The following is a 21,934-nucleotide window of genomic DNA, read 5'->3' as shown; positions in this document are numbered from 1 at the left end:
CCCACATCGACCACGGCAAGTCGACGCTGGCCGACCGCATGCTGCAGGCCACCGGCGTCGTCCAGCCGCGGGAGATGAAGGCCCAGTACCTGGACCGCATGGATATCGAGCGCGAGCGCGGCATCACCATCAAGTCGCAGGCCGTGCGCATGCCGTGGGAGCTGGACGGGGTCAACTACGCCCTGAACATGATCGACACCCCCGGGCACGTGGACTTCACGTACGAGGTCTCCCGCTCCCTGGCCGCGTGCGAGGGCGCCATCCTCCTGGTGGACGCCGCTCAGGGCATCGAGGCGCAGACCCTGGCCAACCTCTACCTGGCCATGGAGAACGAGCTCGAGATCATCCCGGTGCTCAACAAGATCGACCTGCCGGCGGCGGACCCGGACCGCTACGCCGCGGAGATCGCCAACCTGATCGGCTGCGAGCCCGACGACGTCCTGCGCGTGTCCGGCAAGACGGGCCAGGGCGTCGAGGCACTCCTGGACCGTGTGGTCGAGCGGCTGCCCGCCCCCGTCGGCGACGCGGACGCCCCCGCCCGCGCCATGATCTTCGACTCGGTGTACGACACGTACCGCGGCGTCGTCACCTACGTGCGCGTGGTGGACGGCCGGCTGTCCCCCCGCGAGAAGATCACGATGATGTCCACGGGCGCCACGCACGAGCTCCTGGAGATCGGCGTGTCCTCCCCGGAGCCGCAGCCCACCCAGGGCCTGTCCGTGGGCGAGGTGGGCTACCTGATCACCGGCGTGAAGGACGTGCGCCAGTCCAAGGTGGGCGACACGGTCACCAACCACGCGCGGCCGGCGTCGGAGAACATCGGCGGCTACGAGGACCCCAAGCCCATGGTGTTCTCGGGCCTGTACCCGATCGACGGATCGGACTACCCGGTGCTGCGCGACGCCCTGGACAAGCTCAAGCTCAACGATGCCGCCCTCGTCTACGAGCCGGAGACCTCCGTGGCGCTCGGCTTCGGCTTCCGCGTGGGCTTCCTGGGCCTGCTGCACCTGGAGATCGTGCGCGAGCGCCTCGAGCGCGAGTTCGACCTGGACCTCATCTCCACCGCGCCCAACGTGGTGTACGACGTGATGCGGGAGGACCGGGAGGTCGTCACGGTGACGAACCCCTCCGAGTTCCCCGAGGGCAGGATCCTCGAGGTCAAGGAGCCCATGGCCTCGGCCACCGTGATCGTGCCCAGCGAGTTCATCGGCACGGTCATGGAGCTGTGCCAGACCAAGCGCGGCCACCTGAAGGGCATGGACTACCTCTCCGAGGAGCGCGTGGAGATCCGCTACTGGATCCCGCTGGCGGAGATCGTCTTCGACTTCTTCGACCAGCTCAAGTCCCGCACGAAGGGCTACGCGTCCCTCGACTGGAAGGCGGACGGGGACCAGGTGGCGGACCTCGTGAAGGTGGACATCCTGCTCCAGGGCGAGCAGGTGGACGCGTTCTCGGCCATCACCCACAAGGACAACGCCTACTCCTACGGGACCATGATGACGGGCAAGCTCAAGGAGCTCATCCCGCGCCAGCAGTACGAGGTGCCGATCCAGGCCGCCATCGGCTCGCGCATCATCGCCCGCGAGAACATCCGCGCGATCCGCAAGGACGTGCTCTCCAAGTGCTACGGCGGCGACATCTCCCGCAAGCGCAAGCTGCTCGAGAAGCAGAAGGAGGGCAAGAAGCGCATGAAGATGGTCGGCCGCGTGGAGGTGCCGCAGGAGGCGTTCATCGCGGCCCTGTCCTCGGACGGCGCCGAGCCGGCGAAGAAGTAAGTGCCCGCCGTCCTGCCCCTGGGGCAGCCCGTCCCCGACGACGGCGCCCTGCCGCCCGAGGTCGGCGCGCGCGTGCGCGCCGCCGCCGAGGCGGGGGAGCCGCGCACGTTCAGCCTCTACGTGCACGTGCCGTTCTGCACCGTGCGGTGCGGCTACTGCGACTTCAACACGTACACCGCCGAGACGTTCGGCCCCGGCGCCGGCCGCGGGGACTACTGGGAGTCCGCAGTGGCGGAGCTGGACCACGCCGTCGGCGTGCTGGAGCGCTCCGGCGTGCCCGCGCGCCCGCTGCATACCGTGTTCGTGGGCGGCGGCACCCCCACGCTGCTGCCCGCGTCCCACCTGGTGCGGATCCTGGACGAGGCCCGCGAGCGCTTCGGCCTGGCCGAGGACGCGGAGGTGACCACGGAGGCGAACCCGGACACGCTCACCCCGGAGTACGTGGCGGAGCTGGCCGAGGGCGGGTTCACGCGGCTGTCGGTGGGGATGCAGTCGGCGGTGCCGCACGTGCTGGCCATGCTGGAGCGCACTCACACCCCGGCGAACGTGCCGGCCGCGGTGGCGGCGGCACGGGCGGCGGGGATGGAGGTGTCGCTGGACCTGATCTACGGCACGCCGGGGGAGTCCCTGGCGGACTGGCGCACCACGCTGGAGGCGGCGGTGGCGATGGCCCCGGACCATGTGAGCGCGTACTCGCTGATCGTGGAGGAGGGCACCCGGTTCGGCGCGCAGGTGGCGCGGGGTCAGGTGCCCGACGTGGACCCGGACGTGCAGGCGGACGAGTACCTGCTGGCGGACGAGCTGCTCTCGGCGGCGGGGTACCGCTGGTACGAGGTCTCCAACTGGGCGCACGACCCGGAGGACGCGGGAGTGCACCGGGCCCGGCACAACGTGGCCTACTGGCGGGACCAGGACTGGTGGGGCGTGGGTCCCGGGGCGCATTCGCACCTGGCGGGCGTGCGGTTCTGGAACGCGAAGCACCCGGCGGCGTACGCGCAGCGGCTGGCCACGGGCGTCGCCCCGGCGGTGGGCCGGGAGATGCCTGACGACGAGGCGCGCCGCCTGGAGCGGATCATGCTGGCGGCGCGGACGGTGGAGGGGTTGGACCTGGACGAGGTGCGCGGGGGCGTGGACCCGGCGACGCTGCGCGCCCGGGTGGCGGCGCTGATCGCCGACGGGCTGGTGGAGGGGCCGGCCGCGCTGCGCGGCACGGTGGTGCCCACGCTGCGCGGGCGGCTGCAGAACGACCGGATCGTGCGGGACCTGGCCGGCTTCTGAGCCGGCCGGCGCCTCCGGGCGCCCGGGGCGCCCCGCGCGCGTCAGCGCAGCAGGCGCAGGTTGAACGGGTAGCGGAAGGGCCGGCCCTTGGCCACATGGGACGCGCCCATGACGCCGTACAGGGCCATCGCGATCCACACGAGCCCGCCGAGGATGGCCAGGAGGTCGCCGAGGTGCGGGATGCCGCTGAGGAGGAACAGCAGGAGCATCACGAGGGTGGGCGTGAGGGAGAAGTTCAGCGCCTCCTTCGACTCCTGGGCGGTGAAGGGGCCGCGGTCCCGGTAGAGGAGCCAGGCGATGAGCGGGCCCACCGCGGTCAGGGCGAGGGACAGGTGCGCCAGGGACGCCCGGTCGCGGTCCTGCTTGGCGGTGAGGGGGCCGCGGCGGCCGGCGGCGTCCCGCAGCCAGGCCGGGGCCTCGTGGCCGACGCCGCGCGTGGGGGCGGTGCCCGGTGCGTCGGCGGTGCTGCTGGTGTCGGTGGTGGCCACGGTGCTCCTCGTCGGATCGAACGGTCCCGGGGCCGACCGCACACGGCGGGCGGGCACGGCCTTCGGGCCTCACCAGTGTAGCGGCGGGGGACTGCGCCGCAGCCGACGTCGACGTCGTCGTCGGGCGCGGTCAGGAGCCGGGCACGGTGAGGAAGTCGATGAGCTCCTCGACCCGCCCCAGCAGGGCCGGCTCGAGGTCGGCGTAGGTGGTCACGTGGGAGAGCAGGCGCTTCCAGCCCAGGCCGGTGGCCTCCTTGGTGCCGTGCGGCCAGCCCAGCCCCTTCAGGACGCCGGTCTTCCAGTCCTGCCCGCGGGGCACCACCGGCCAGGCCTCGATGCCGAGCACGGCGGGCTTGATCACCTGCCAGACGTCCACGTACGGGTGGCTGAGGATGAGGACGTTGCGGGCGGCCCCGGGCACGCGCATGGCCTCGGCCGCGATCCGCTCCTCCTTGGACCCGGCCACGAGGTGGTCCACGAGGATGCCCAGCCGTCGCCCGGGGCCGGGGGAGAAGTCGCGGATCGCCCCGGCGAGGTCGTCGACGCCGTGCAGGGGCTCCACCACGATCCCCTCGAGGCGCAGGTCCTCGCCCCACACCTTCTCCACCAGCTCGGCGTCGTGCACGCCCTCCACCCAGATGCGCGAGGCCCGGGCGGTGCGGGCGCGCGCGCCGGCCACCCGGCGCGACCCCGAGGCGGTGCGGGCGGGGGCCGCCGGAGCCGCGGCGCGCGGGGGCACCAGCACCACGGGCTCGCCGTCGATCCAGAACCCCGGGCCCAGCGGGAAGCCCCGGCGCACGCCGCGGCGGTCCTCGAGCACCACCACGTGGGCGCCCCCGGAGCGCTCGAGGCCCACGACGGCGCCCACGAACCCGCTCGTCACGTCCTCCACCACGGTGCCCGGCCGGGCCTGGGCCTCGACGGCGGCGCGCCCGGCGGGGCGGGTCAGGTCCTCGTGGGCCCCCGGCCCCCAGCTGCTCCAGTCCATGGGCGCACACGGTAGCAACCGGGTCCGGCTCGTCTGTGGGCGGAACGGGGCGGCCCGCCGAGACGCCGGCCGCGCCCGGTCGCTAGCATTGGCACTTGTCCGCGCAGAGTGCCAGCGGACGCCCTCGCCCCGATCGCCCGACGCCCCCGGAAGGAGACCCCCGTGACCGACCAGCCGCGCCGCCTCCAGGTGCTGCAGGCCATCGTGGAGGACTACGTCTCCCGGCGGGAGCCCGTGGGCTCCAAGGCCCTCGTGGAGCGCCACCGGCTGGGCGTGTCCTCGGCCACGGTGCGCAACGAGATGGCCGCGCTCGAGGAGGAGGGGCTGATCGTGGCCCCGCACACCTCGGCGGGCCGCGTGCCCACGGACAAGGGCTACCGCGTGTTCGTGGACCGGATCTCGGAGGTCAAGCCGCTCTCGGCCGCCGAGCGGCGGGCCGTGCGCACGCTGCTGGACTCCGAGGCGGACACCGAGCACATGATGGAGACCACCGTGCGGCTGCTCGCGCAGCTCACCCAGCAGGTGGCCGTGGCGCAGTTCCCGCACGAGGACGGCTCCACCGTGCGGCACCTGGACCTCGTCTCGCTGGCCCCCACCCGGGCGCTCGTGGTGCTCATCCTCTCCACGGGCCGGGTGGACCAGCGGCTCGTCACGTTCGAGGAGCCGGTGGCGGACGAGGAGCTCGGCGCCCTGCGGGCCCTGCTGATGCCGCTGATCGACGGCGTCGGCCCCCTGCAGGCCGCGGCCGTCCTCGACATGGCCGCGGAGCGGGTGCCCCCGGAGCGCCGGGCGAGCACCGGCGTCGTGGTGGCGGCGGTGCGGGCCCTACTCGAGGCGGGACGGCAGGACCGGATCGTCATGGCTGGCACCGCCAACCTCGCCCGCAGCCCGCAGGACTTCCGCTCCTCGATCGGCCCCATCCTCGAAGCGCTCGAGGAGCAGGTGGTGCTGCTGCGCCTGCTCACCGAGATGGAGCAGGACGCCCACGGGGTGTCCGTGCGGATCGGCGCGGAGAACGGCGCCACCCTGGCGGACACCTCCGTGGTGGCCGCCGCCTACGGACCCGGCGCCGTGGCCAAGGTGGGCGTCATCGGCCCCACCCGCATGGACTACCCCGGGACCATGGCCGCCGTCCGCGCGATCGCCCGCTACCTCTCCCGGATCCTCACCTCCTGAGCGCGGCCGCCCGCCGCCGCCCCACCAGACCCGACCCGACCGAAGGGACCCCACCCCATGGCAGACCACTACGACACGCTGGGCGTCGGCCGCGACGCCAGCGCCGAGGAGATCAAGCGCGCCTACCGGAAGCTGGCCCGGACGCACCACCCGGACGTGAACCCCGGCCCGGAGGCGGCGGAGGAGTTCAAGCGCATCTCCCACGCGTACGAGGTGCTCTCGGACGAGGACAAGCGCCGCGTGTACGACGCCACGGGCAACGAGAACGGCACCGCCGGCGGGTTCGGCGGCGCCGGGGGCTTCGGGGGAGCGGGCTTCGGCGGCTTCGCGGACATCTTCGAGACGTTCATGAACGCCGCCGGCGGGGCCGGCCGCGGCCCGGTGCCGCGCGCCCGCCGCGGGCAGGACGCCCTCATCACCGCGCAGATCGACCTCCGGGACGCCGTGTTCGGCGGGGAGACCACCCTGCAGCTGGACACCGCCGTGCCCTGCGAGCGCTGCCACGGCTCGTGCTGCGAGCCGGGCACCCAGCCGGAGACGTGCTCCACGTGCCGCGGCCAGGGCATGACCCAGCGCCCCGTGCGCTCCATGCTCGGCACCGTCATGGCCACGGAGACCTGCCACGTCTGCCAGGGCTTCGGCACCGTCCTGCCGCACCCGTGCTCCGAGTGCTCCGGCCAGGGCCGCGTGCGCGCCCAGCGCCCGCTCACCCTGCGCGTGCCCGCCGGCGTTGACGACGGCACGCGGATCCACCTGGCCGGCCGCGGCGAGGCCGGCCCTGGCGGCGGCCCGAACGGCGACCTCTACGTGGAGGTCCAGGTGCGTCCGGACCCGGTGTTCCGCCGCGAGGGCGACCACCTGGCCACCACCGTCACCGTGCCCATGGCCTCCGCGGCCCTCGGCACCTCCATCACGCTGGACACCCTGGACGGGCCCCAGGAGGTCGAGATCGAGCCGGGCACCCAGTCCGGCCACGTGGAGACCGTCCGCGGCCTGGGCGTCGGGCGGCTGCGCGGCACCGGCCGCGGCGACCTCAAGGTGGACGTCGTGGTCACCACCCCCACCGACCTCACTGCCGAGCAGCGCGAGCTGCTCGAGGCCCTCGCCGCCTCGCGCGGGGAACAGGTGGAGCACGGCGCCCCGCCGCAGTCCAAGGGGATGTTCGCCCGGCTGCGCGAGAACCTGAAGAACCTGTGACCGCCCCGCTGTTCCTCCTCGATCCGGGGGCGCTCGACGGCGTCGCCCCCGGCGCGGAGGTGGCCCTCACCGGAACCGAGGCCCGGCACGCCGGCGCCTCGATGCGCCTGGTGCCGGGGGAGGAGGTCCTCGTGGCGGACGGGACCGGTGCGCGGGCCCGCGGCACGGTGGCCTCCGCCGCCGCGGACGAGGTCCGGGTGCGCATCGAGGAGTTGACGCCCGAGCCGGCCCCGGCGCCGCGCCTGGTGCTGGTCCAGGCGCTGTCCAAGGGGGACCGGGACCTGATGGCGGTGCAGGCCGCCACGGAGCTCGGCGTGGACGCCGTGGTGCCGTGGGAGGCCGAGCGGTCGATCGTGCGGTGGCGGGGCGCCAAGGCGGACCGGGCCCACCGCAAGTGGGAGGACACCGTGCGGGCCGCCGCCAAGCAGGCCCGCCGGGGCCGCGTCCCCGAGGTCCGCGCCGCGGTCTCCGGCACGCGCGTGGCCGAGCTGGCCCGCACCCGGGCCGACGACGGCGGCGCCCGCCTCGTCCTGGTCCTGCACGAGGACGCCGAGCAGGGGCTGTCCGCCGTGCCGGCCGCGGAGCTGGCGGCGGTGTCCGAGGTGCTGCTCGTCGTCGGCCCCGAGGGCGGGGTGTCCGAGGCGGAGCTGGCCGCCGCCGTCGACGCCGGGGCACGCCCGGTGCTGCTGGGCCCGCACGTGCTGCGGGCCTCCACGGCGGGCCCGGCGGCCCTGGCCGTGCTGCAGCACCGGCTCGGCCGGTGGTGAACACCGGCGGCGGCGGACGGGACGGCCGCCGGCCGGGACGGGCGCGGCCCTAGACTGGGCGGGCCGGGCGGTGCGCCGTCCGGCCCCACCCGTCCCCGGCACCGAAGGTGATCCGCCGTATCGTGAGCGTCCCGTCCGTCCCCCTCACCCCCACCGCGCCCGCGGAGGAGGTCGTCAGCTTCGAGTCCGCCGAGATCATGGTCCGGACGCTCGGCGCGCAGGACGCGCTCCTGCGCATCCTCGCCGGCGTGTTCCCGGCCGTGGACATCGCCGTCCGGGACCAGTCCCTGGGCCTGCGCGGCCCGGCCGAGGCCGTGGGCCAGGCCCGCCGCGTGGTGGAGGACCTGCGCTCCCTCGCCCGCCGGGACGCCCCCGTCACCCCCGAGGTCATGGAGCAGGTGGTCACCCTGGTGCGCGGCGGCTCGGCTGGTCGCGGGGCCGGCGCCCTGCACCTGGACTCGATCCTCTCCGGCCGCGGCCGCAAGATCCGCGCCAAGACCCTGCACCAGCAGGACTACGTGGAGGCGATCGACCGCGCCACCGTGGTGTTCGGCCTCGGCCCGGCCGGCACCGGCAAGACCTACCTGGCCATGGCCAAGGCCGTGCAGGCGCTGCAGGCCAAGGAGGTCAACCGGATCATCCTCACCCGCCCCGCGGTGGAGGCCGGCGAACGCCTGGGCTTCCTGCCTGGCGGGCTCTCCGAGAAGATCGACCCCTACCTCCGCCCGCTGTACGACGCGCTGCACGACATGATCGAGCCGGAGTCCATCTCGCGGCTCATGGAGGCCGGGACCATCGAGGTGGCGCCGTTGGCGTACATGCGCGGCCGCACGCTCAACGACGCGTTCGTGATCCTGGACGAGGCGCAGAACACCACGCCGGAGCAGATGAAGATGTTCCTCACCCGCCTGGGCTTCGGCGCCCGCATGGTGGTCACGGGGGACACCTCGCAGGTGGACCTGCCGCGCGGCACCCAGTCCGGCCTGGCCCAGGCGGTCGAGGTCCTCGAGGGGATCGACGGGCTCGAGATGGTCCGGTTCGACTCCTCCGACGTCGTCCGCCACTCCCTGGTCAGCGCGATCGTGGACGCGTACGACCAGGCGCGCCCCGACGCCGCCCCGGCGCGCCGCCCGAAGCCGGGGGCCGGCCGTGGCCGTTGAGATCGTGAACGAATCCGGGATCGACGTCCCGGAGACGGAGCTGCTGCGCATGGCGCGGCACGTCTACGCGTCCCTGCACATGCACGACCTGGCCGAGACCGCCGTGACCGTGGTGGACGCCGAGCGCATGGCGGACCTGCACGTCGAGTGGATGGGCCTGGAGGGCCCCACGGACGTGATGAGCCTGCCGATGGACGAGCTCAGCCCCGGCCGCGAGGGCGCCCCGAGCGAGGGGGTGCTGGGCGACGTCGTCCTGTGCCCCGAGGTGGCCGCGGACCAGGCCGCCCGCGGCGGGCACACCCGCGACGACGAGCTGATGCTGCTGCTCACGCACGGCATGCTCCACCTGCTCGGCTACGACCACATGGAGGCGGAGGAGCGCGAGGAGATGTTCGCGCTGCAGGACCGCCTCGTCTCCGAGGTGCTGGGCCGTCCCGCGCCCGCGCCCACCATCGAGGACTGATCCCGCCCCATGCTCACCCCCGTCCTGCTGCTCTCCCTGTTCGTCCTCTTCGTGGTGTGCACGTGGGTGCTGGCCCTGGCCGAGTCCGCGTTCACCTACCTGCCCCGCCGGGACGCCGAGGACATCGCCCGCCAACGCCCGGACACCCGCGTCCTGGACGTCACCGCCGACCTGGACAGCCACCTGGGCGCGCTGCGGCTGTGGCGCTTCCTCACGGAGGCGTTCGCCGCCATGTGCCTCGTGGCCGGCGTGCACCGCCTCACGGACCTGCTGTGGCCGGACGTGGACGACTCGGTGTGGCCCGCCCTGGGCGTGTCCGCCGTCGTGATCGTGGCCGTGGGCGCCGCCCTGGGCGTGTGGAGCCCGCGGCCGATCGGCTCGCGCAACGAGGCCGCCGTGGCCGGGCGGACCGCCGGCCTGGTGTCCACGCTGCGGCGCGTGCTCGGCCCGGTGGGCAGCCGGCTGGGCCGGGACCGCCGCCGCTCCGAGGACCAGGTGGCGGACGAGGACGACTTCCAGGAGCGCCACCTGCGCGAGGTCGTGGCCCGCGCCCACGACGCGGACGTGCTGGCCGACTCCGAGGCCGAGCTGATCGAGTCCGTCTTCGGCATGACGGACACCCTGGTCCGCTCGGTGATGGTGCCGCGCACGGACGTGGTGACCATCGACGCCGACCACACCCTCCGCCAGTCCATGGACCTGTTCCTGCGCTCGGGCAACTCCCGCATCCCGGTGATCGGCGAGGACTCGGACGACATCCGCGGCATGCTCTACCTCAAGGACGTCACCCGCGCCCTGCACCGCGAGGGCGCCCTGCCCTCGGACCCGGTGACCGGCGCGATGCGGGACGTGCGCTTCGTGCCCGAGTCCAAGTCCGTGGCCACGCTGCTGCAGGAGCTGCAGCGCGAGTCCACGCACGTGGCGATCGTGGTGGACGAGTACGGCGGCACCGCCGGCCTGGTCACCCTCGAGGACCTGATCGAGGAGATCGTGGGCGAGATCTACGACGAGGACGACCGACCGGACCGCCCCGAGGTGGAGCAGCTCGAGCCCGGCGTGTTCTCCGTGGACGCCCGCATGGGCATCGGCGACTTCCGCGAGGAGTTCGAGCTGCCCGAGGACGAGGACGAGGACGACGACGTCGAGACCGTCGGCGGCCTGCTCGCCAAGGAGCTGGGCCGGGTGCCGATCCAGGGCTCCGAGGTGACCGTCCACGGGCTCGTGCTGCAGGCCGACACCCTCGAGCCGCGCCGCAACCGCGTGGCCCGCCTGCGCGTGGTGGAGACCGCCGAGCGGCCCGCCCGCATGCGCACGACCCAACAGGAGACCGAATGACCATGCTCATCGACCCCACCACCCCGGACGGCCACCGCTCCGGCTTCGCCTGCCTCGTGGGCCGGCCCAACGCCGGCAAGTCCACGCTCACCAACGCCCTGGTGGGGGAGAAGGTGGCCATCACCTCCTCCAAGCCCCAGACCACGCGGCACACCATCCGCGGGATCGTGCACCGGCCCGACTTCCAGCTGGTGCTCGTGGACACCCCCGGGCTGCACCGGCCGCGGACCCTGCTGGGGGAGCGGCTCAACGCCCTCGTGGCGGAGACCCTCTCCGAGGTGGACGTGGTGGGCTTCTGCCTGCCGGCGGACGAGCGGATCGGTCCGGGGGACCGGTTCATCGCCCAGCAGCTGGCCGCGCTGCGCCGCACGCCGGTGGTGGCGATCGTGACCAAGACGGACAAGGCGGACCCGGCCCAGGTGGCGGAGCAGCTGCTGGCCGTCACCGCCCTGGGGGACGAGGTGCTCGGCCCGGAGAACGGCGGGAAGGGCTTCGCCGCCGTCGTGCCGGTGTCGGCCGTGGCGGGCCGTCAGGTCGAGGACGTGGAGAAGGTCCTCGCCGAGCTGCTGCCGGAGGGCCCGCCCCTGTACCCGGACGGCGAGCTCACGGACGAGCCCGAGGTGATCATGGTGGCCGAGTTGATCCGGGAGGCCGCGCTCGAGGACGTCCGGGACGAGCTGCCCCACTCGGTGGCCGTGGTGGTGGATGAGATGAACGCCCGTGAGGGCCGGCCGAAGGACCGCCCGCTGCTGGACGTCTTCGCCAACGTGTACGTGGAGCGGGACTCCCAGAAGGGGATCATCATCGGCAAGGGCGGCTCCCGCCTGCGGCAGATCGGCACGCAGGCGCGTCAGGGGATCGAGAAGATGCTGGGCACCCCCGTGCACCTGGACCTGCGGGTGAAGGTGGCCAAGGACTGGCAGCGGGACCCGCGGCACCTGAACCGCCTGGGGATGTGAGTCCCGGATACACCCCGACGCTCAGCCACCTATGCGCGATGACCGATGTGTTACACGACAACTTCTCGTGCGTCGCGCCTGTGGTCGAGCGCACTAGGGCGTGTTGCTCAAGGATGGTAGTCAACCAGTGCAGTGTCGTGGCGAGACTGAGCCCGGCGTGATAGTTCCGGGCGTCCTTGTCCGAGCGCATCGCGATCCCTCGCCACTGCTTGTGGCTGTTGAAGCACCGCTCCACGACATTGCGTCCCCGGTAGCGCTGGCGCTGGTCTTCACCGAAGTCGATCGGTCTTCCTGGGCGGCGGCGCCGGTGCGCGATCTGAGCCGCTCGCTCCGGGATCGTGGCCGCGATGCCATGCCGGCGCAGCCAGGCCCGGTTCGCCTTCGAGGGGTAGCCCTTGTCCGCGATCAGCCTTTGCGGCCGTGTCCGGGGCCGCCCACGGGCGCCGGCCGCGCTGATCTGCTCCAGCGTGGTGGCCAGCATCGAGGTGTCGGCCACCTGCCCGCCGGTCACCACGAACGCCAGCACCCTGCCCTTGCCGCCACAGACCAGATGAGACTTCGTCGTCAGACCGCCGCGGGAGCGACCGATGGCATGATCAGCCGGCTCGTCCGCTGATTTCTTGTCGTTCATCCAGGCCCCCTGTGGGGCGGGGCAGGGTCGCCCCGTGCTGGTGGACGCGCACGATCGTGGAATCGATCGAGGCCACCGAAGTCCAGCTCGCCCGCCTGCTGTGCCATGGACGGGGTCTTCTCCAGCACCCGCTCCCACACGCCCGAGCGGCCCACCGGTTGAAGTTCTTGTGGATCGTGTTCCCGTTCCCGAACCGCTCGGGCAGATCCCGCCACGGCGCGCCGGGGCGGAAGCGCCACGCGGTGGCCTCGACCACCGCACGCCGATCCACGGGCGGACGCCCGGTGGTCTTGGCTTCGGGGAACAGTGGGCCGATCACGGCCCAGAGCTCGTCCGAGATGACATCACGCGACGTCCCCCAAGACTGAGGCATCCACCCCTTGGAACCCTTGAGCAACACGCCCGAAGTGCGTACGATCTCGGGGTTCTGCTGCGTCGCGTTCATCACCGACGTCTACTCCCGGCGCGTCGTGGGATGGGCTGTCTCGGGCAGCCTTCACACCGCGGGGCTGCCGTTGCTGGCTCTCGAGCACGCTCTCGTCTCCACCGGCGCCAGCCGCGGACGGGAAGGCCTGGTCCACCACTCCGACAGGGGCAGCCGGCCTGGCCTACTCCGACGCGCTCATCACGGCCGGAGTGAGCGCCTCAGTGGGCACCGTGGGCGACAGCTATGACAACGCCCTCACGGAGGCCGTGAACGGGCTCTCCAAGGCCGAGCCCATCCACTGCAAGCGCGTGTGGGAGTCCGTGCAGGCGGTCGAGCTGGCCACCATGGGGTGGGTGCACTGGTGGAACACCGCCCGCCTGCACGAGGACCTCAGCTACCGCAGTCCCCCGGAGGTCGAGGCGGCCTACACTCATGACCGAGACGTAGCGCCCGTTGCGTCCTGACCTCGGAACGAAACCCAGTGCGCTTCAGGACGGCGTGCGTCACCTCTTCGGCGGCCCACCTTGTGAGACAGGGGCCGGTGACCCCGTCCAGTGGTGACAGGGTGTGCCAAGGTGGAGGTGTCCCGAGGCGATGCGGGTCCGCGCCGTCGTCGCCGCGGGCCCGTGGTGATCAAGAGGAAGAGGTGACGCGCCCATGCGCAATCTGCAGCAGCCCTCGGGCATGAAGCACGGCAAGTACGTGCCCTACCACGAGCAGATCCAGGTGCACCTGCCGGACCGCACGTGGCCGGACAAGGTCATCACCGAGGCGCCGCGCTGGTGCGCCGTGGACCTGCGGGACGGCAACCAGGCGCTGATCGATCCCATGGGCCCCGAGCGCAAGCTGCGCATGTTCCAGCTGCTCGTGCAGATGGGCTACAAGGAGATCGAGGTGGGATTCCCGTCCGCCTCGCAGACGGACTTCGACTTCGTCCGCCAGCTGATCGAGGGCGACCACATCCCGGACGACGTCACCATCCAGGTCCTCACCCAGGCCCGCGAGCACCTGATCGAGCGCACCTTCCAGTCTCTCGAGGGCGCGGACCGCGCCATCGTGCACCTCTACAACTCCACCTCCGTGCTGCAGCGCCGCGTCGTGTTCCGGCAGGACGAGGACGGGATCGTGGACATCGCCACCTCCGGCGCCCGCCTGGTGAAGAAGTTCGAGGAGCAGCTCACCGGCACCGAGATCACCTACGAGTACTCACCCGAGTCCTACACCGGCACCGAGCTGGAGTTCGCCCGCCGGATCTCGGACGAGGTCGCCACCGTCCTCGAGGCCTCCACGGACCGGAAGATGATCCTCAACCTGCCCGCCACCGTGGAGATGGCCACCCCCAACGTGTACGCGGACTCCATCGAGTGGATGCACCGCCACCTCGAGCACCGCGACTCGGTGATCCTCTCCCTCCACCCGCACAACGACCGCGGCACCGGCGTGGCCGCCGCCGAGCTGGGCTACCTGGCCGGTGCGGACCGGATCGAGGGCTGCCTCTTCGGCAACGGCGAGCGCACCGGCAACGTGGACCTCGTGACCCTGGGCATGAACCTCTACTCCCAGGGCATCGACCCCATGATCGACTTCTCGGACATGGACCACATCCGCCGCACCGTGGAGTACTGCAACCAGCTCCCCGTGCCCGAGCGCTCCCCGTGGGGCGGCGACCTCGTGTTCACGGCGTTCTCCGGATCCCACCAGGACGCCATCAAGAAGGGCTTCGAGGCCATGGACGCGGACGCCAGGGCCGCGGGCAAGCACGTGGACGAGATCGAGTGGGCCGTCCCGTATCTGCCGATCGACCCGAAGGACATCGGCCGCTCCTACGAGGCCGTCATCCGCGTGAACTCGCAGTCCGGCAAGGGCGGCGTGGCCTACCTGCTCAAGTCCGAGCACAACCTGGACCTGCCGCGCCGCGCGCAGATCGAGTTCTCCCACGTCATCCAGGAGCTCGCCGACGCCCAGGGCGGCGAGGTCTCGGGCGCCGACCTGTGGACCGTGTTCCAGGACGAGTACCTGCCGGCAGAGGGGGACGCGAAGGCCTGGGGCCGCTACCGCGTCCGCTCGGTGAGCTCGGAGTCCGGCGAGGACGGCACGTTCCGCATGACCGCCGAGATCCTTGTGGACGGGGAGCCGCAGACCCGCACCGCGGACGGCAACGGCCCCATCGACGCATTCCTCAAGATCCTCGGCGAGGACGGCCAGGACGTCCGCGTGCTCGACTACTCCGAGCATGCCCTGTCCGAGGGCGGCGCCGCGATGGCCGCCGCCTACGTGGAGGCGGCCGTCGGCGACCGCGTGCTGTGGGGCGTGGGCCTGGACCACAACACCACCACGGCCTCGCTCAAGGCCCTGGTCTCCGCGGTGAACCGCTCCCTGCGGAGCTGACCTCGCCCGTGCCCGCGTCCACCGACGACGGCGCCGCCCGCCCCCGACGCTCCGGGGGCGGGCGGCACTCCGGCTACGCTGCGAACTCCTTCCGCACGGAGGCCATCGTGCTGCGCACGCACCGCCTGGGGGAGGCGGATCGGATCGTGGAGGTCATCACGCCGGAGCACGGCATCCTGCGGTGCGTGGCCAAGGGGGTGCGCAAGTCCTCCTCCCGGTTCGGCTCCGTGGTGGAGCCGTTCATGCACTCCACCGTGCAGATCGCCCACGGCCGCGGTGAGCTCAAGACCATCACCCAGGCCCAGCTGATCCACCCGTACGCCACCATGGTGGCGGAGGACTACGAGGCGTACACGGTGGCCGCCGCCCTCGCCGAGGGCGTCGAGCGGATCGCGGCGGTGGACGACGAGGGCCGTCGCACCCAGTGGCGCCTGTTCCACGGGGCCTTGGCCGCCCTCGCCCGCGCACGGCACGACCCCCGCATGATCCTGCACTCCTTCCTGCTGCGCTCTCTGGTGCAGGCCGGGTGGGCGCCGTCCTTCGACCGGTGCGCCCGCTGCGGCGCGCCCGGGCCGCACACCTCCGTGAACGTGGCCCTCGGCGGGGCGGTGTGCCCGCAGCACCGCCCGCCGGGCTCGGCCAGCCCCGCGCCGGAGACGTTCGCGCTGCTGCACGCCCTCACGGCGGGGGACTGGGCCGTGGTGGACGACGCCGGCCCGCTGGCCCGGCGGGAGGCGGCCGGTATCGTGTCCGCGTACCTGCAGTTCCACGCCGAGCGGCGGCTCGTGGCCCTGTCCGTGCTGGACCAGGCGATCGCCCCGCCCGCCGCCCGCGGGCCCGCGGTCGCCCCTGTCGGCGCCGACGCGCCCGACGCCCCCGCCGAGAGGAGCCCCTGAGGCCATGTCCGACGTCGCCAAGGTGAGCCCGCCCCCGCACCCCTCGGGCGCCGTCGCCCCCGCCATGGATCCCCGCTTCGTGCCCCGGCACGTGGCCGTGGTGATGGACGGCAACGGCCGGTGGGCCAACCAGCGCGGTCTGCCCCGCACCGAGGGGCACCGGGCGGGCGAGGCGGCGCTGCTGGACGTCGTCGCCGGGGCGGTGGAGATGGGGATCGGGCACGTGTCCGCCTACGCCTTCTCCACGGAGAACTGGTCGCGTTCCGCGGACGAGGTGCGTTTCCTGATGGGCTTCTCCCGGGACGTCCTGCGCCGCCAGCGCGACACCCTCGACTCGTGGAACGTGCGGATCCGCTGGAACGGCCGGGCGCCGCGCCTGTGGACCCCCGTGATCCGCGAGCTGCGCGAGGCCGAGGAGCGCACGAAGGACAACACCGGCACCACCCTGCACATGTGCGTCAACTACGGCTCCCGCGCCGAGATCCTCGACGGCGTCCAGGCGATCGCCGAGGAGGTCCGCGCCGGACGCATGAGGCCGGGGGACATCTCCGAGGCCACGGTCACCCGCTGGCTGGACCGCGCCTACCGCTCGGGGGACCGGGGCATCGACGTCACCCCGGACGTGGACCTGTTCCTGCGGACCTCGGGGGAGCAGCGGCTGTCCAACTACCTGCTGTGGCAGTCGGCCTACGCCGAGCTGCTGTTCCTGGACGTGCTGTGGCCGGACGTGGACCGGCGCACCCTCTACGAGGCGGTGGAGACGTACGCCCGCCGGGACCGCCGGTACGGCGGAGCCGTGGACGCCCCGCAGGCCGGCGACGCCGGGGGAGCCGGGGAGGCCGCGAGCGCCTGAGCCGGTCCGGGCGCCGGCGGCGGCTCAGTCCTCCCGGGGCGGGGCCACCGGCGCCAGCCACCGCAGCGTGTCCGCGAGGGCCCGCGAGCGCACCGGCTCGGGCGAGGCGTAGACGTCGTGCAGGGCGCCGGGGTGCTGCTGCACGGTGACCTCCCGTCCCAGGCGGAGGGCGCGGCGCGCCATGGCGGAGGGGTTGAGGATGATGTCCGCGGCCAGCATGGCCTCGCCGTAGCGCAGGCCCCGGTGACCCGTGTCGGAGACGAGCACCAGCACGGGAACGTCGATCCTCAGCCCGCGCGCCACCTGCCGGTGCCCCTCGAGCACGGCGTCGAGCCAGGCATGGGGGAGGTCGAACGACCAGCGTTGCCGCCAGGCCGGCTCCAGGTCCCATTCGCCGTCGGCCTCCGAGGACAGGCTGCGCCAGTAGAAGTCGACGCGCGGCAGGCGGAGGGTGCCGTAGGGGCGGGTGCGGGCCAGCGGCCGGGTGGCCAGGCGCGCGACGGTGCGGGCGGGGGTGCCGCCGTGGGTCTGCAGCCAGGGGCTGTTGAGCACGAGGGCGGCGAGCCGGTCCGGGTGCCGGTCCGCCCACAGGGAGGCGACGAGTCCGCCGGTGGAGTGCGCCACGAACACGGGTGGCAGCGGGTGGTCCTCGGCGATGACCGCGAGCGCGGCCTCGATGTCGGCGTCGTAGCGGGAGAGGCGGTCGGTCCAGCCGGGGATCTGGCCGGGGCGCAGGGAGCGGCCGTAGTGGCGCAGGTCCACGGCGTGGAACGCGTACCCGGCCTCCTCGAACGCCCGGGCGAGGGGGGCGTTGTAGAAGTAGTCGCTCCAGCCGTGGATCGCCAGCACCGGTCGCCGGGCGGGATCACGGGGGCCCGCGGGCCGCACCACTGTGACAACGTTCTGTCCTTGTCTGTCCTCGTCGAGCCCGACGGTGAGGCGCTCGAACCCGTCCATGCCGTCCGGGACCCAGCCGTCCCCGGGGCGGTCGTCGAGGAGGGCGCCGGTCTCGGGGAGGGGAGCGCCGGCGTCGCCTTCCTCCTCGGGGTGGCGAGTGGGGCGCAGGAGATCTCGCAGGGGCATGTCCGCCACTGTAGGGCGGGCGTCGGTGCGGTGCGCGAGGGGCCGGTCGGGGGAGGCGGCCGTGGGATCATGGGCGCATGCAGCAGCCCGACCCCCGCGCCCGCGTCCAGACCGTGCTCGACTCCTCCGCCCCGCGCCTCTACCCGCCGTTCTTCCGTGCCGTGTTCTCCGGCATGGACGCCGAACGGGCCCACCATGCGGGCTTCGCCGGGATCCGCGCTGCGGAGCGCACCGGCGCCTCGCGCGTACTGCGGGCCACCCTCGCCCCGGACCTGGGCCTGGCCCGCACCGTGATGGGGCTGCGCTTCCCCTCGCCCTTCGGCCTGGCCGCGGGCTTCGACAAGACCGGGGTGGGCACCACCGCGCTGGCCGAGCTGGGGTTCGGACACATCGAGGTGGGCACCATCACCGCCCAGGCACAGCCGGGCAACCCGGCACCCCGCCTGTTCCGCCTCCCCGCGGACCGTGCGCTGGTGAACCGCATGGGCTTCAACAACGACGGCGCGGCCGCCGTCGCCCCCCGCCTGGCGGAGACCCGTCGCGTGCTGACCGAGCGGTTCGGAGCCGTGCGCCCGGTGCTCGGCGTGAACATCGGCAAGACCAAGGTGGTCCCGCTCGAGGGCGCGGCCGAGGACTACCGCATCTCCACGAGACTGCTCGCGCCGCACGCCGACTACCTGACGGTGAACGTGTCCTCGCCGAACACCCCCGGGCTGCGCCAGCTCCAGGAGATCTCCGCCCTCGAGCCGATCCTGGCGGCCGTGCGCGAGGAGGCGGACCGCGTCGTCGTCGACCGCCGCGTCCCGCTGACCGTGAAGATCGCCCCGGACCTGGCGGACGAGGACGTGCGCGCCGTCGCCGCCCTGGCGGACCGGATCGGCCTGGACGGCGTGATCGCCACCAACACCACCGTGTCCCGAGAGGGGCTCACCACGCCGGCCGCCGAGGTCGAGGCCCTGGGGGCCGGCGGCCTGTCCGGCGCCCCGCTGAAGGAGCGATCCCAGGAGGTGCTCTCGGTGCTGCGGGCGGCCCTGCCGTCCTCCACCGCGCTGGTGAGCGTGGGAGGGGTGACCACCGCGGACGACGTCGCCGCCCGCCTCGACGCCGGCGCGGACCTGGTGCAGGGGTACACGGCGTTCCTCTACGAGGGTCCGTTCTGGGCCGGCCGGATCAACGCGGGCCTGGCCCGTCGGGTGCGCGACCGCTGACGCCGGCCCCCGCGGCACCCGCCCCGGACACGACGAGGCCCCGTCCGCGCCGATGCGGACGGGGCCTCGCGGCGCCGGGTCGGGTCAGGCGGGGAACTGGCCGCGCTTCACCTGGGGCTTGGGCAGGCGCAGGCGCCGGAACTGCAGGGCGCGCATGACGCCGTAGAAGCCGGTGCCGGGCTCGGGTGCGCCGAACGCGGCGGTCAGGCCCTTCTTGATGCGGCGGGAGACGAGGAAGCTCTCCGCGATGACGAGGGCCACGATCACGTAGAGCGAGATCATGAGCACGAGCTGGAACTGCGCGCCGGGGATGAACATCGCCACCACGTACAGCAGCACGACGGGCATGAGCCACTCGCCGAGGCCCGTGCGGGCGTCCACGTAGTCACGCACCCAGCGCTTCTGGGGGCCCCGGTCGCGTGCGGGGAGGTTGCGCTCGTCGCCGGTCTCCAGGGCGTGGCGCTGGCGCATGCGCTCCTGGGCCGCGGCCTCGCGCTCGGCGCGGCGGGCGGCCTTGCGGTCCTCGGGGACGAGCGTGCGACGCCGCGCGGCCTCCTGGTCCTTGCGGCGGGGGGTCGGGGCGTTCTTCCCCTGGGAGCGGTCCCGGCGCTCCTGGGGGCGCTGCTCGGTGGTCCGCCCCACGGGCCGGTCGGCGGGCGCGGCCGGGCCCCGGCGGGACCCCGTCTCCGGCGCGGCGGCGGGCAGCACGGTGGAGCCATGGGTGGCCGGGAGGGCCTCGGTCTCGGTCTTCTTCCAGCGTTTCAGCACCGCACCAGTGTAGGGCGGGACACGTCGTAGGCTGAGGCCCATGACCGAGCACACCCCCCGCACAGCCCCCGCCGCCGCCCCGGATCCGGAGCTGGTGGCCGCCGTCCGCGCCGCCGTGGACGCGCGCTTCCCGCAGACGCTGCAGACGCTCAAGGACCTCGTGGCCATCCCCGGCATGGCCTGGGACTCCGCCGACCGCTCCGTCCTCGAGCGCTCCGCCGAGACGGTGGCGGGCCTGCTCCGGGAGACCGGTCTCGAGCAGGTGGAGATCGCCGTGGAGCAGCGCGAGGACGGCCAGCCCGGCGGGCCGGCCGTGATCGGCGGCCGCACGGGGGAGTCCGACAAGCCCACCGTGCTGTTGTACGCCCATCACGACGTCCAGCCGATCGGTGACGACGCACTGTGGGACACCCCGCCGCTGGTGGCCACCGAGCGCGACGGCCGCCTGTACGGCCGCGGTGCGGCGGACGACAAAGCCGGGATCATGGTCCACCTCGCCGCCCTGGCGGCCCTGGACGAGGTCGCCCCCGACGCCGGCCTCGGTGTCCGCGTGTTCATCGAGGGGGAGGAGGAGGCCGGATCGCCGACCTTCCGCCCGTTCCTCGAGCGTCACCGGGACCACCTGGAGGCCGACGCCATCGTGGTGGCGGACTCCTCCAACTGGGCCGTGGGCGAGCCGGCGCTGACCACCTCGTTGCGCGGCGTCACCAGCGGCACCGTCACGGTGCGCGTGCTGGACCACTCCGTGCACTCGGGCATGTTCGGCGGCCCGGTGCTGGACGCCGTCGTGCTCCTGTCCCGCCTGATCGCCACCCTGCACGACGCGGACGGCGCCGTGGCCGTGCCCGGCCTCGAGCCGCGCCACCACGCGGACGTCGACTACGACGAGGCCGTGTTCCGCGCCGACGCCGGCGTGCTGCCCGGCGTGCGCCTGGCCGGACGCGGCTCCCTGACTGATCGACTGTGGAACGGCCCCGCACTGAGCGTGATCGGCATCGACGTGCCCTCCGTGGACACCTCCTCGAACACCATCCAGTCCTCGGCCCGCGCGAAGATCTCTCTGCGCCTGGGCCCGGGCATGGACCCGGCCGAGGCCCAGGACGCGCTGCGCCGCCACCTGGAGGCGCAGACGGACGCCGTCCTCGGGGCGGAGATCGTCTTCGAGCCGGGGGAGCAGGGTCAGCCCTTCGCCACGGACACCTCCGCTCCGGCGGCGGCCGCCATGATGGCCGCCCTCGGCGCCGCGTGGGACACCCCGGCGCGCGAGACCGGCCTGGGCGGGTCGATCCCGTTCACCGCGGACCTGCAGGAGCTCTTCCCGGAGGCCACGCTCCTGATCACCGGCGTGGAGGACCCGGACTCCCGCGCCCACTCCGCCAACGAGTCCCTGCACCTGGACGACTTCCGCCGCGCGATCGTCGCCGAGGCCCTGTGGCTCGCCGGCCTCGCCGGCGTCAAGGCCCCGGCCGGACGCTGACCCGGTCTCGCAGCGCCCGCCGCCCGGGAATGTCCGGGCGGCGGGCGCTGTTGCACTGCCAGACCAGGCGCGGACCCGTGAACGGACGCGCACCGCATCACCCCCAGGAGGTCACGATGGCTCTGTCCGCAGAGGAGACCGGCGTCGAGATCGGCGCCACCGAGGACGCCGCCGGGCTGCCGCCCCACGAGGTCGAGCTGACCGACGTCGCCGCCGCCAAGGTCCGCGCCCTGCTCGAGCAGGAGGGCCGCACGGACCTGCGCCTGCGCGTCGCCGTCCAGCCGGGCGGCTGCTCCGGGCTGATCTACCAGCTCTACTTCGACGAGCGCGTCCTCGACGGCGACACCGTCCGGGACTATGACGGCGTCGAGGTGATCGTGGACAAGATGAGCGTGCCGTACCTGATGGGCGCCACCATCGACTTCGAGGACACCATCTCGAAGCAGGGCTTCACCATCGACAACCCCAACGCGGTGGGCTCCTGCGCCTGCGGCGACTCCTTCCACTGAGCCGTCGGCGGGGCCCTCGGGATCCGTCCTGACGCCCACCCCGCGACGACCTCGGGGCGCCCCACCCCCCCGCGGGGGGGGCCCCCCGGCTGCCCCCCGGGGGGGCCC

At 73.4% G+C, this 21,934-nt stretch carries 19 protein-coding genes and 2 pseudogenes; 16 read left to right on the top strand and 5 right to left on the bottom strand.

Annotation, left to right across the window (positions count from 1 at the left end):
• Both lepA and hemW read left to right on the top strand, forming a co-directional pair.
• Positions 1–1,775 (top strand): translation elongation factor 4 (gene lepA / locus Q4D18_RS00425; protein ID WP_303124705.1); only part of this gene is annotated, 1,775 nt, incomplete at its 5' end.
• Entirely contained in the window at positions 1,776–3,053 is a 1,278-nt protein-coding gene (hemW, locus tag Q4D18_RS00420; protein WP_303124704.1) for a radical SAM family heme chaperone HemW, read from the top strand. It abuts the gene before it with no gap.
• A 41-nt stretch (positions 3,054–3,094) separates the two neighbouring features.
• On the opposite strand, the gene Q4D18_RS00415 is transcribed toward hemW, so the two are convergent.
• Both Q4D18_RS00415 and Q4D18_RS00410 read right to left on the bottom strand, forming a co-directional pair.
• Positions 3,095–3,541: a DUF4870 domain-containing protein gene (locus Q4D18_RS00415; protein WP_303124702.1), complete on the bottom strand. Its 447-nt coding sequence runs from the start codon at positions 3,539–3,541 to the stop codon at positions 3,095–3,097.
• 130 nt (positions 3,542–3,671) lie between these two features.
• A complete protein-coding gene (locus tag Q4D18_RS00410; protein ID WP_303124701.1) occupies positions 3,672–4,529 on the bottom strand; it encodes a DUF3097 family protein in 858 nt (285 codons plus the stop codon).
• Positions 4,530–4,691: 162 nt separating this feature from the next.
• Between Q4D18_RS00410 and hrcA the strand changes: the two genes are divergently transcribed.
• The 7 genes from hrcA to era all read left to right on the top strand — a co-directional run bounded on the left by hrcA (position 4,692) and on the right by era (position 11,586).
• A complete protein-coding gene (gene hrcA, locus Q4D18_RS00405; RefSeq protein ID WP_303124700.1) occupies positions 4,692–5,705 on the top strand; it encodes a heat-inducible transcriptional repressor HrcA in 1,014 nt (337 codons plus the stop codon).
• 57 nt (positions 5,706–5,762) lie between these two features.
• The gene (dnaJ, locus tag Q4D18_RS00400) at positions 5,763–6,902 is read left to right on the top strand and encodes a molecular chaperone DnaJ (protein ID WP_303124699.1); all 1,140 of its coding nucleotides are present in this window, start codon (positions 5,763–5,765) and stop codon (positions 6,900–6,902) included.
• A complete protein-coding gene (locus tag Q4D18_RS00395; RefSeq protein ID WP_303124698.1) occupies positions 6,899–7,669 on the top strand; it encodes a 16S rRNA (uracil(1498)-N(3))-methyltransferase in 771 nt (256 codons plus the stop codon). Before dnaJ ends, Q4D18_RS00395 begins: the two co-directional genes overlap by 4 nt.
• A 122-nt stretch (positions 7,670–7,791) precedes the next feature.
• Complete coding sequence (locus Q4D18_RS00390; protein ID WP_303124697.1) at positions 7,792–8,829, top strand: PhoH family protein; 1,038 nt, start codon at positions 7,792–7,794, stop codon at positions 8,827–8,829.
• Positions 8,819–9,292, top strand: a complete 474-nt coding sequence (gene ybeY, locus Q4D18_RS00385) for an rRNA maturation RNase YbeY (protein ID WP_303124696.1) — start codon at positions 8,819–8,821, stop codon at positions 9,290–9,292. The genes Q4D18_RS00390 and ybeY overlap by 11 nt, the downstream gene beginning before the upstream one ends.
• Before the next feature lie 9 nt (positions 9,293–9,301).
• The gene (locus Q4D18_RS00380) at positions 9,302–10,627 is read left to right on the top strand and encodes a hemolysin family protein (RefSeq protein WP_303124695.1); all 1,326 of its coding nucleotides are present in this window, start codon (positions 9,302–9,304) and stop codon (positions 10,625–10,627) included.
• A complete protein-coding gene (gene era / locus Q4D18_RS00375) occupies positions 10,624–11,586 on the top strand; it encodes a GTPase Era (RefSeq protein WP_303124694.1) in 963 nt (320 codons plus the stop codon). The genes Q4D18_RS00380 and era overlap by 4 nt, the downstream gene beginning before the upstream one ends.
• 139 nt (positions 11,587–11,725) lie before the next feature.
• Here era and Q4D18_RS00370 read toward each other — a convergent pair.
• A pseudogene (locus Q4D18_RS00370) lies at positions 11,726–12,590 on the bottom strand (IS5 family transposase); the annotation flags it as partial.
• A gap of 34 nt (positions 12,591–12,624) precedes the next feature.
• On the opposite strand from Q4D18_RS00370, the pseudogene Q4D18_RS00365 reads away from it, so the two are divergent.
• The 4 genes and pseudogenes from Q4D18_RS00365 to uppS all read left to right on the top strand — a co-directional run.
• Positions 12,625–13,108: pseudogene (locus Q4D18_RS00365) on the top strand (integrase core domain-containing protein); the annotation flags it as partial.
• Positions 13,109–13,301: 193 nt separating this feature from the next.
• Positions 13,302–15,032, top strand: a complete 1,731-nt coding sequence (leuA, locus tag Q4D18_RS00360) for a 2-isopropylmalate synthase (RefSeq protein ID WP_303124692.1) — start codon at positions 13,302–13,304, stop codon at positions 15,030–15,032.
• A gap of 8 nt (positions 15,033–15,040) precedes the next feature.
• Entirely contained in the window at positions 15,041–15,928 is an 888-nt protein-coding gene (gene recO, locus Q4D18_RS00355; protein ID WP_303124691.1) for a DNA repair protein RecO, read from the top strand.
• Between the two features lie 4 nt (positions 15,929–15,932).
• On the top strand, positions 15,933–16,781 hold the full coding sequence (gene uppS / locus Q4D18_RS00350; protein ID WP_303124690.1) for a polyprenyl diphosphate synthase: 849 nt from the start codon (positions 15,933–15,935) through the stop codon (positions 16,779–16,781).
• A 24-nt stretch (positions 16,782–16,805) separates the two neighbouring features.
• Here the strand turns inward: uppS and Q4D18_RS00345 are convergent, their stop codons facing one another.
• Positions 16,806–17,864, bottom strand: a complete 1,059-nt coding sequence (locus Q4D18_RS00345) for an alpha/beta hydrolase (RefSeq protein ID WP_303124688.1) — start codon at positions 17,862–17,864, stop codon at positions 16,806–16,808.
• 77 nt (positions 17,865–17,941) lie between these two features.
• Here Q4D18_RS00345 and Q4D18_RS00340 point away from each other — a divergent pair, with 77 nt between their 5' ends.
• Positions 17,942–19,072: a quinone-dependent dihydroorotate dehydrogenase gene (locus Q4D18_RS00340; protein WP_303124686.1), complete on the top strand. Its 1,131-nt coding sequence runs from the start codon at positions 17,942–17,944 to the stop codon at positions 19,070–19,072.
• Positions 19,073–19,156: 84 nt separating this feature from the next.
• Here Q4D18_RS00340 and Q4D18_RS00335 read toward each other — a convergent pair whose 3' ends face one another.
• A complete protein-coding gene (locus tag Q4D18_RS00335) occupies positions 19,157–19,840 on the bottom strand; it encodes a DUF3043 domain-containing protein (RefSeq protein ID WP_303124685.1) in 684 nt (227 codons plus the stop codon).
• 40 nt (positions 19,841–19,880) lie between these two features.
• On the opposite strand from Q4D18_RS00335, the gene Q4D18_RS00330 reads away from it, so the two are divergent.
• Positions 19,881–21,317, top strand: coding sequence for a dipeptidase (locus Q4D18_RS00330; protein ID WP_303124684.1), 1,437 nt, complete (start codon positions 19,881–19,883; stop codon positions 21,315–21,317).
• Positions 21,318–21,433: 116 nt separating this feature from the next.
• On the top strand, positions 21,434–21,826 hold the full coding sequence (gene erpA / locus Q4D18_RS00325; protein WP_303124682.1) for an iron-sulfur cluster insertion protein ErpA: 393 nt from the start codon (positions 21,434–21,436) through the stop codon (positions 21,824–21,826).
• Positions 21,827–21,934: the final 108 nt, after the last annotated feature.

Source organism: Micrococcus sp. (genome assembly GCF_030523875.1).
GTDB lineage: Bacteria > Actinomycetota > Actinomycetes > Actinomycetales > Micrococcaceae > Micrococcus.
This window is presented reverse-complemented; position numbering and strand designations above follow the sequence as displayed.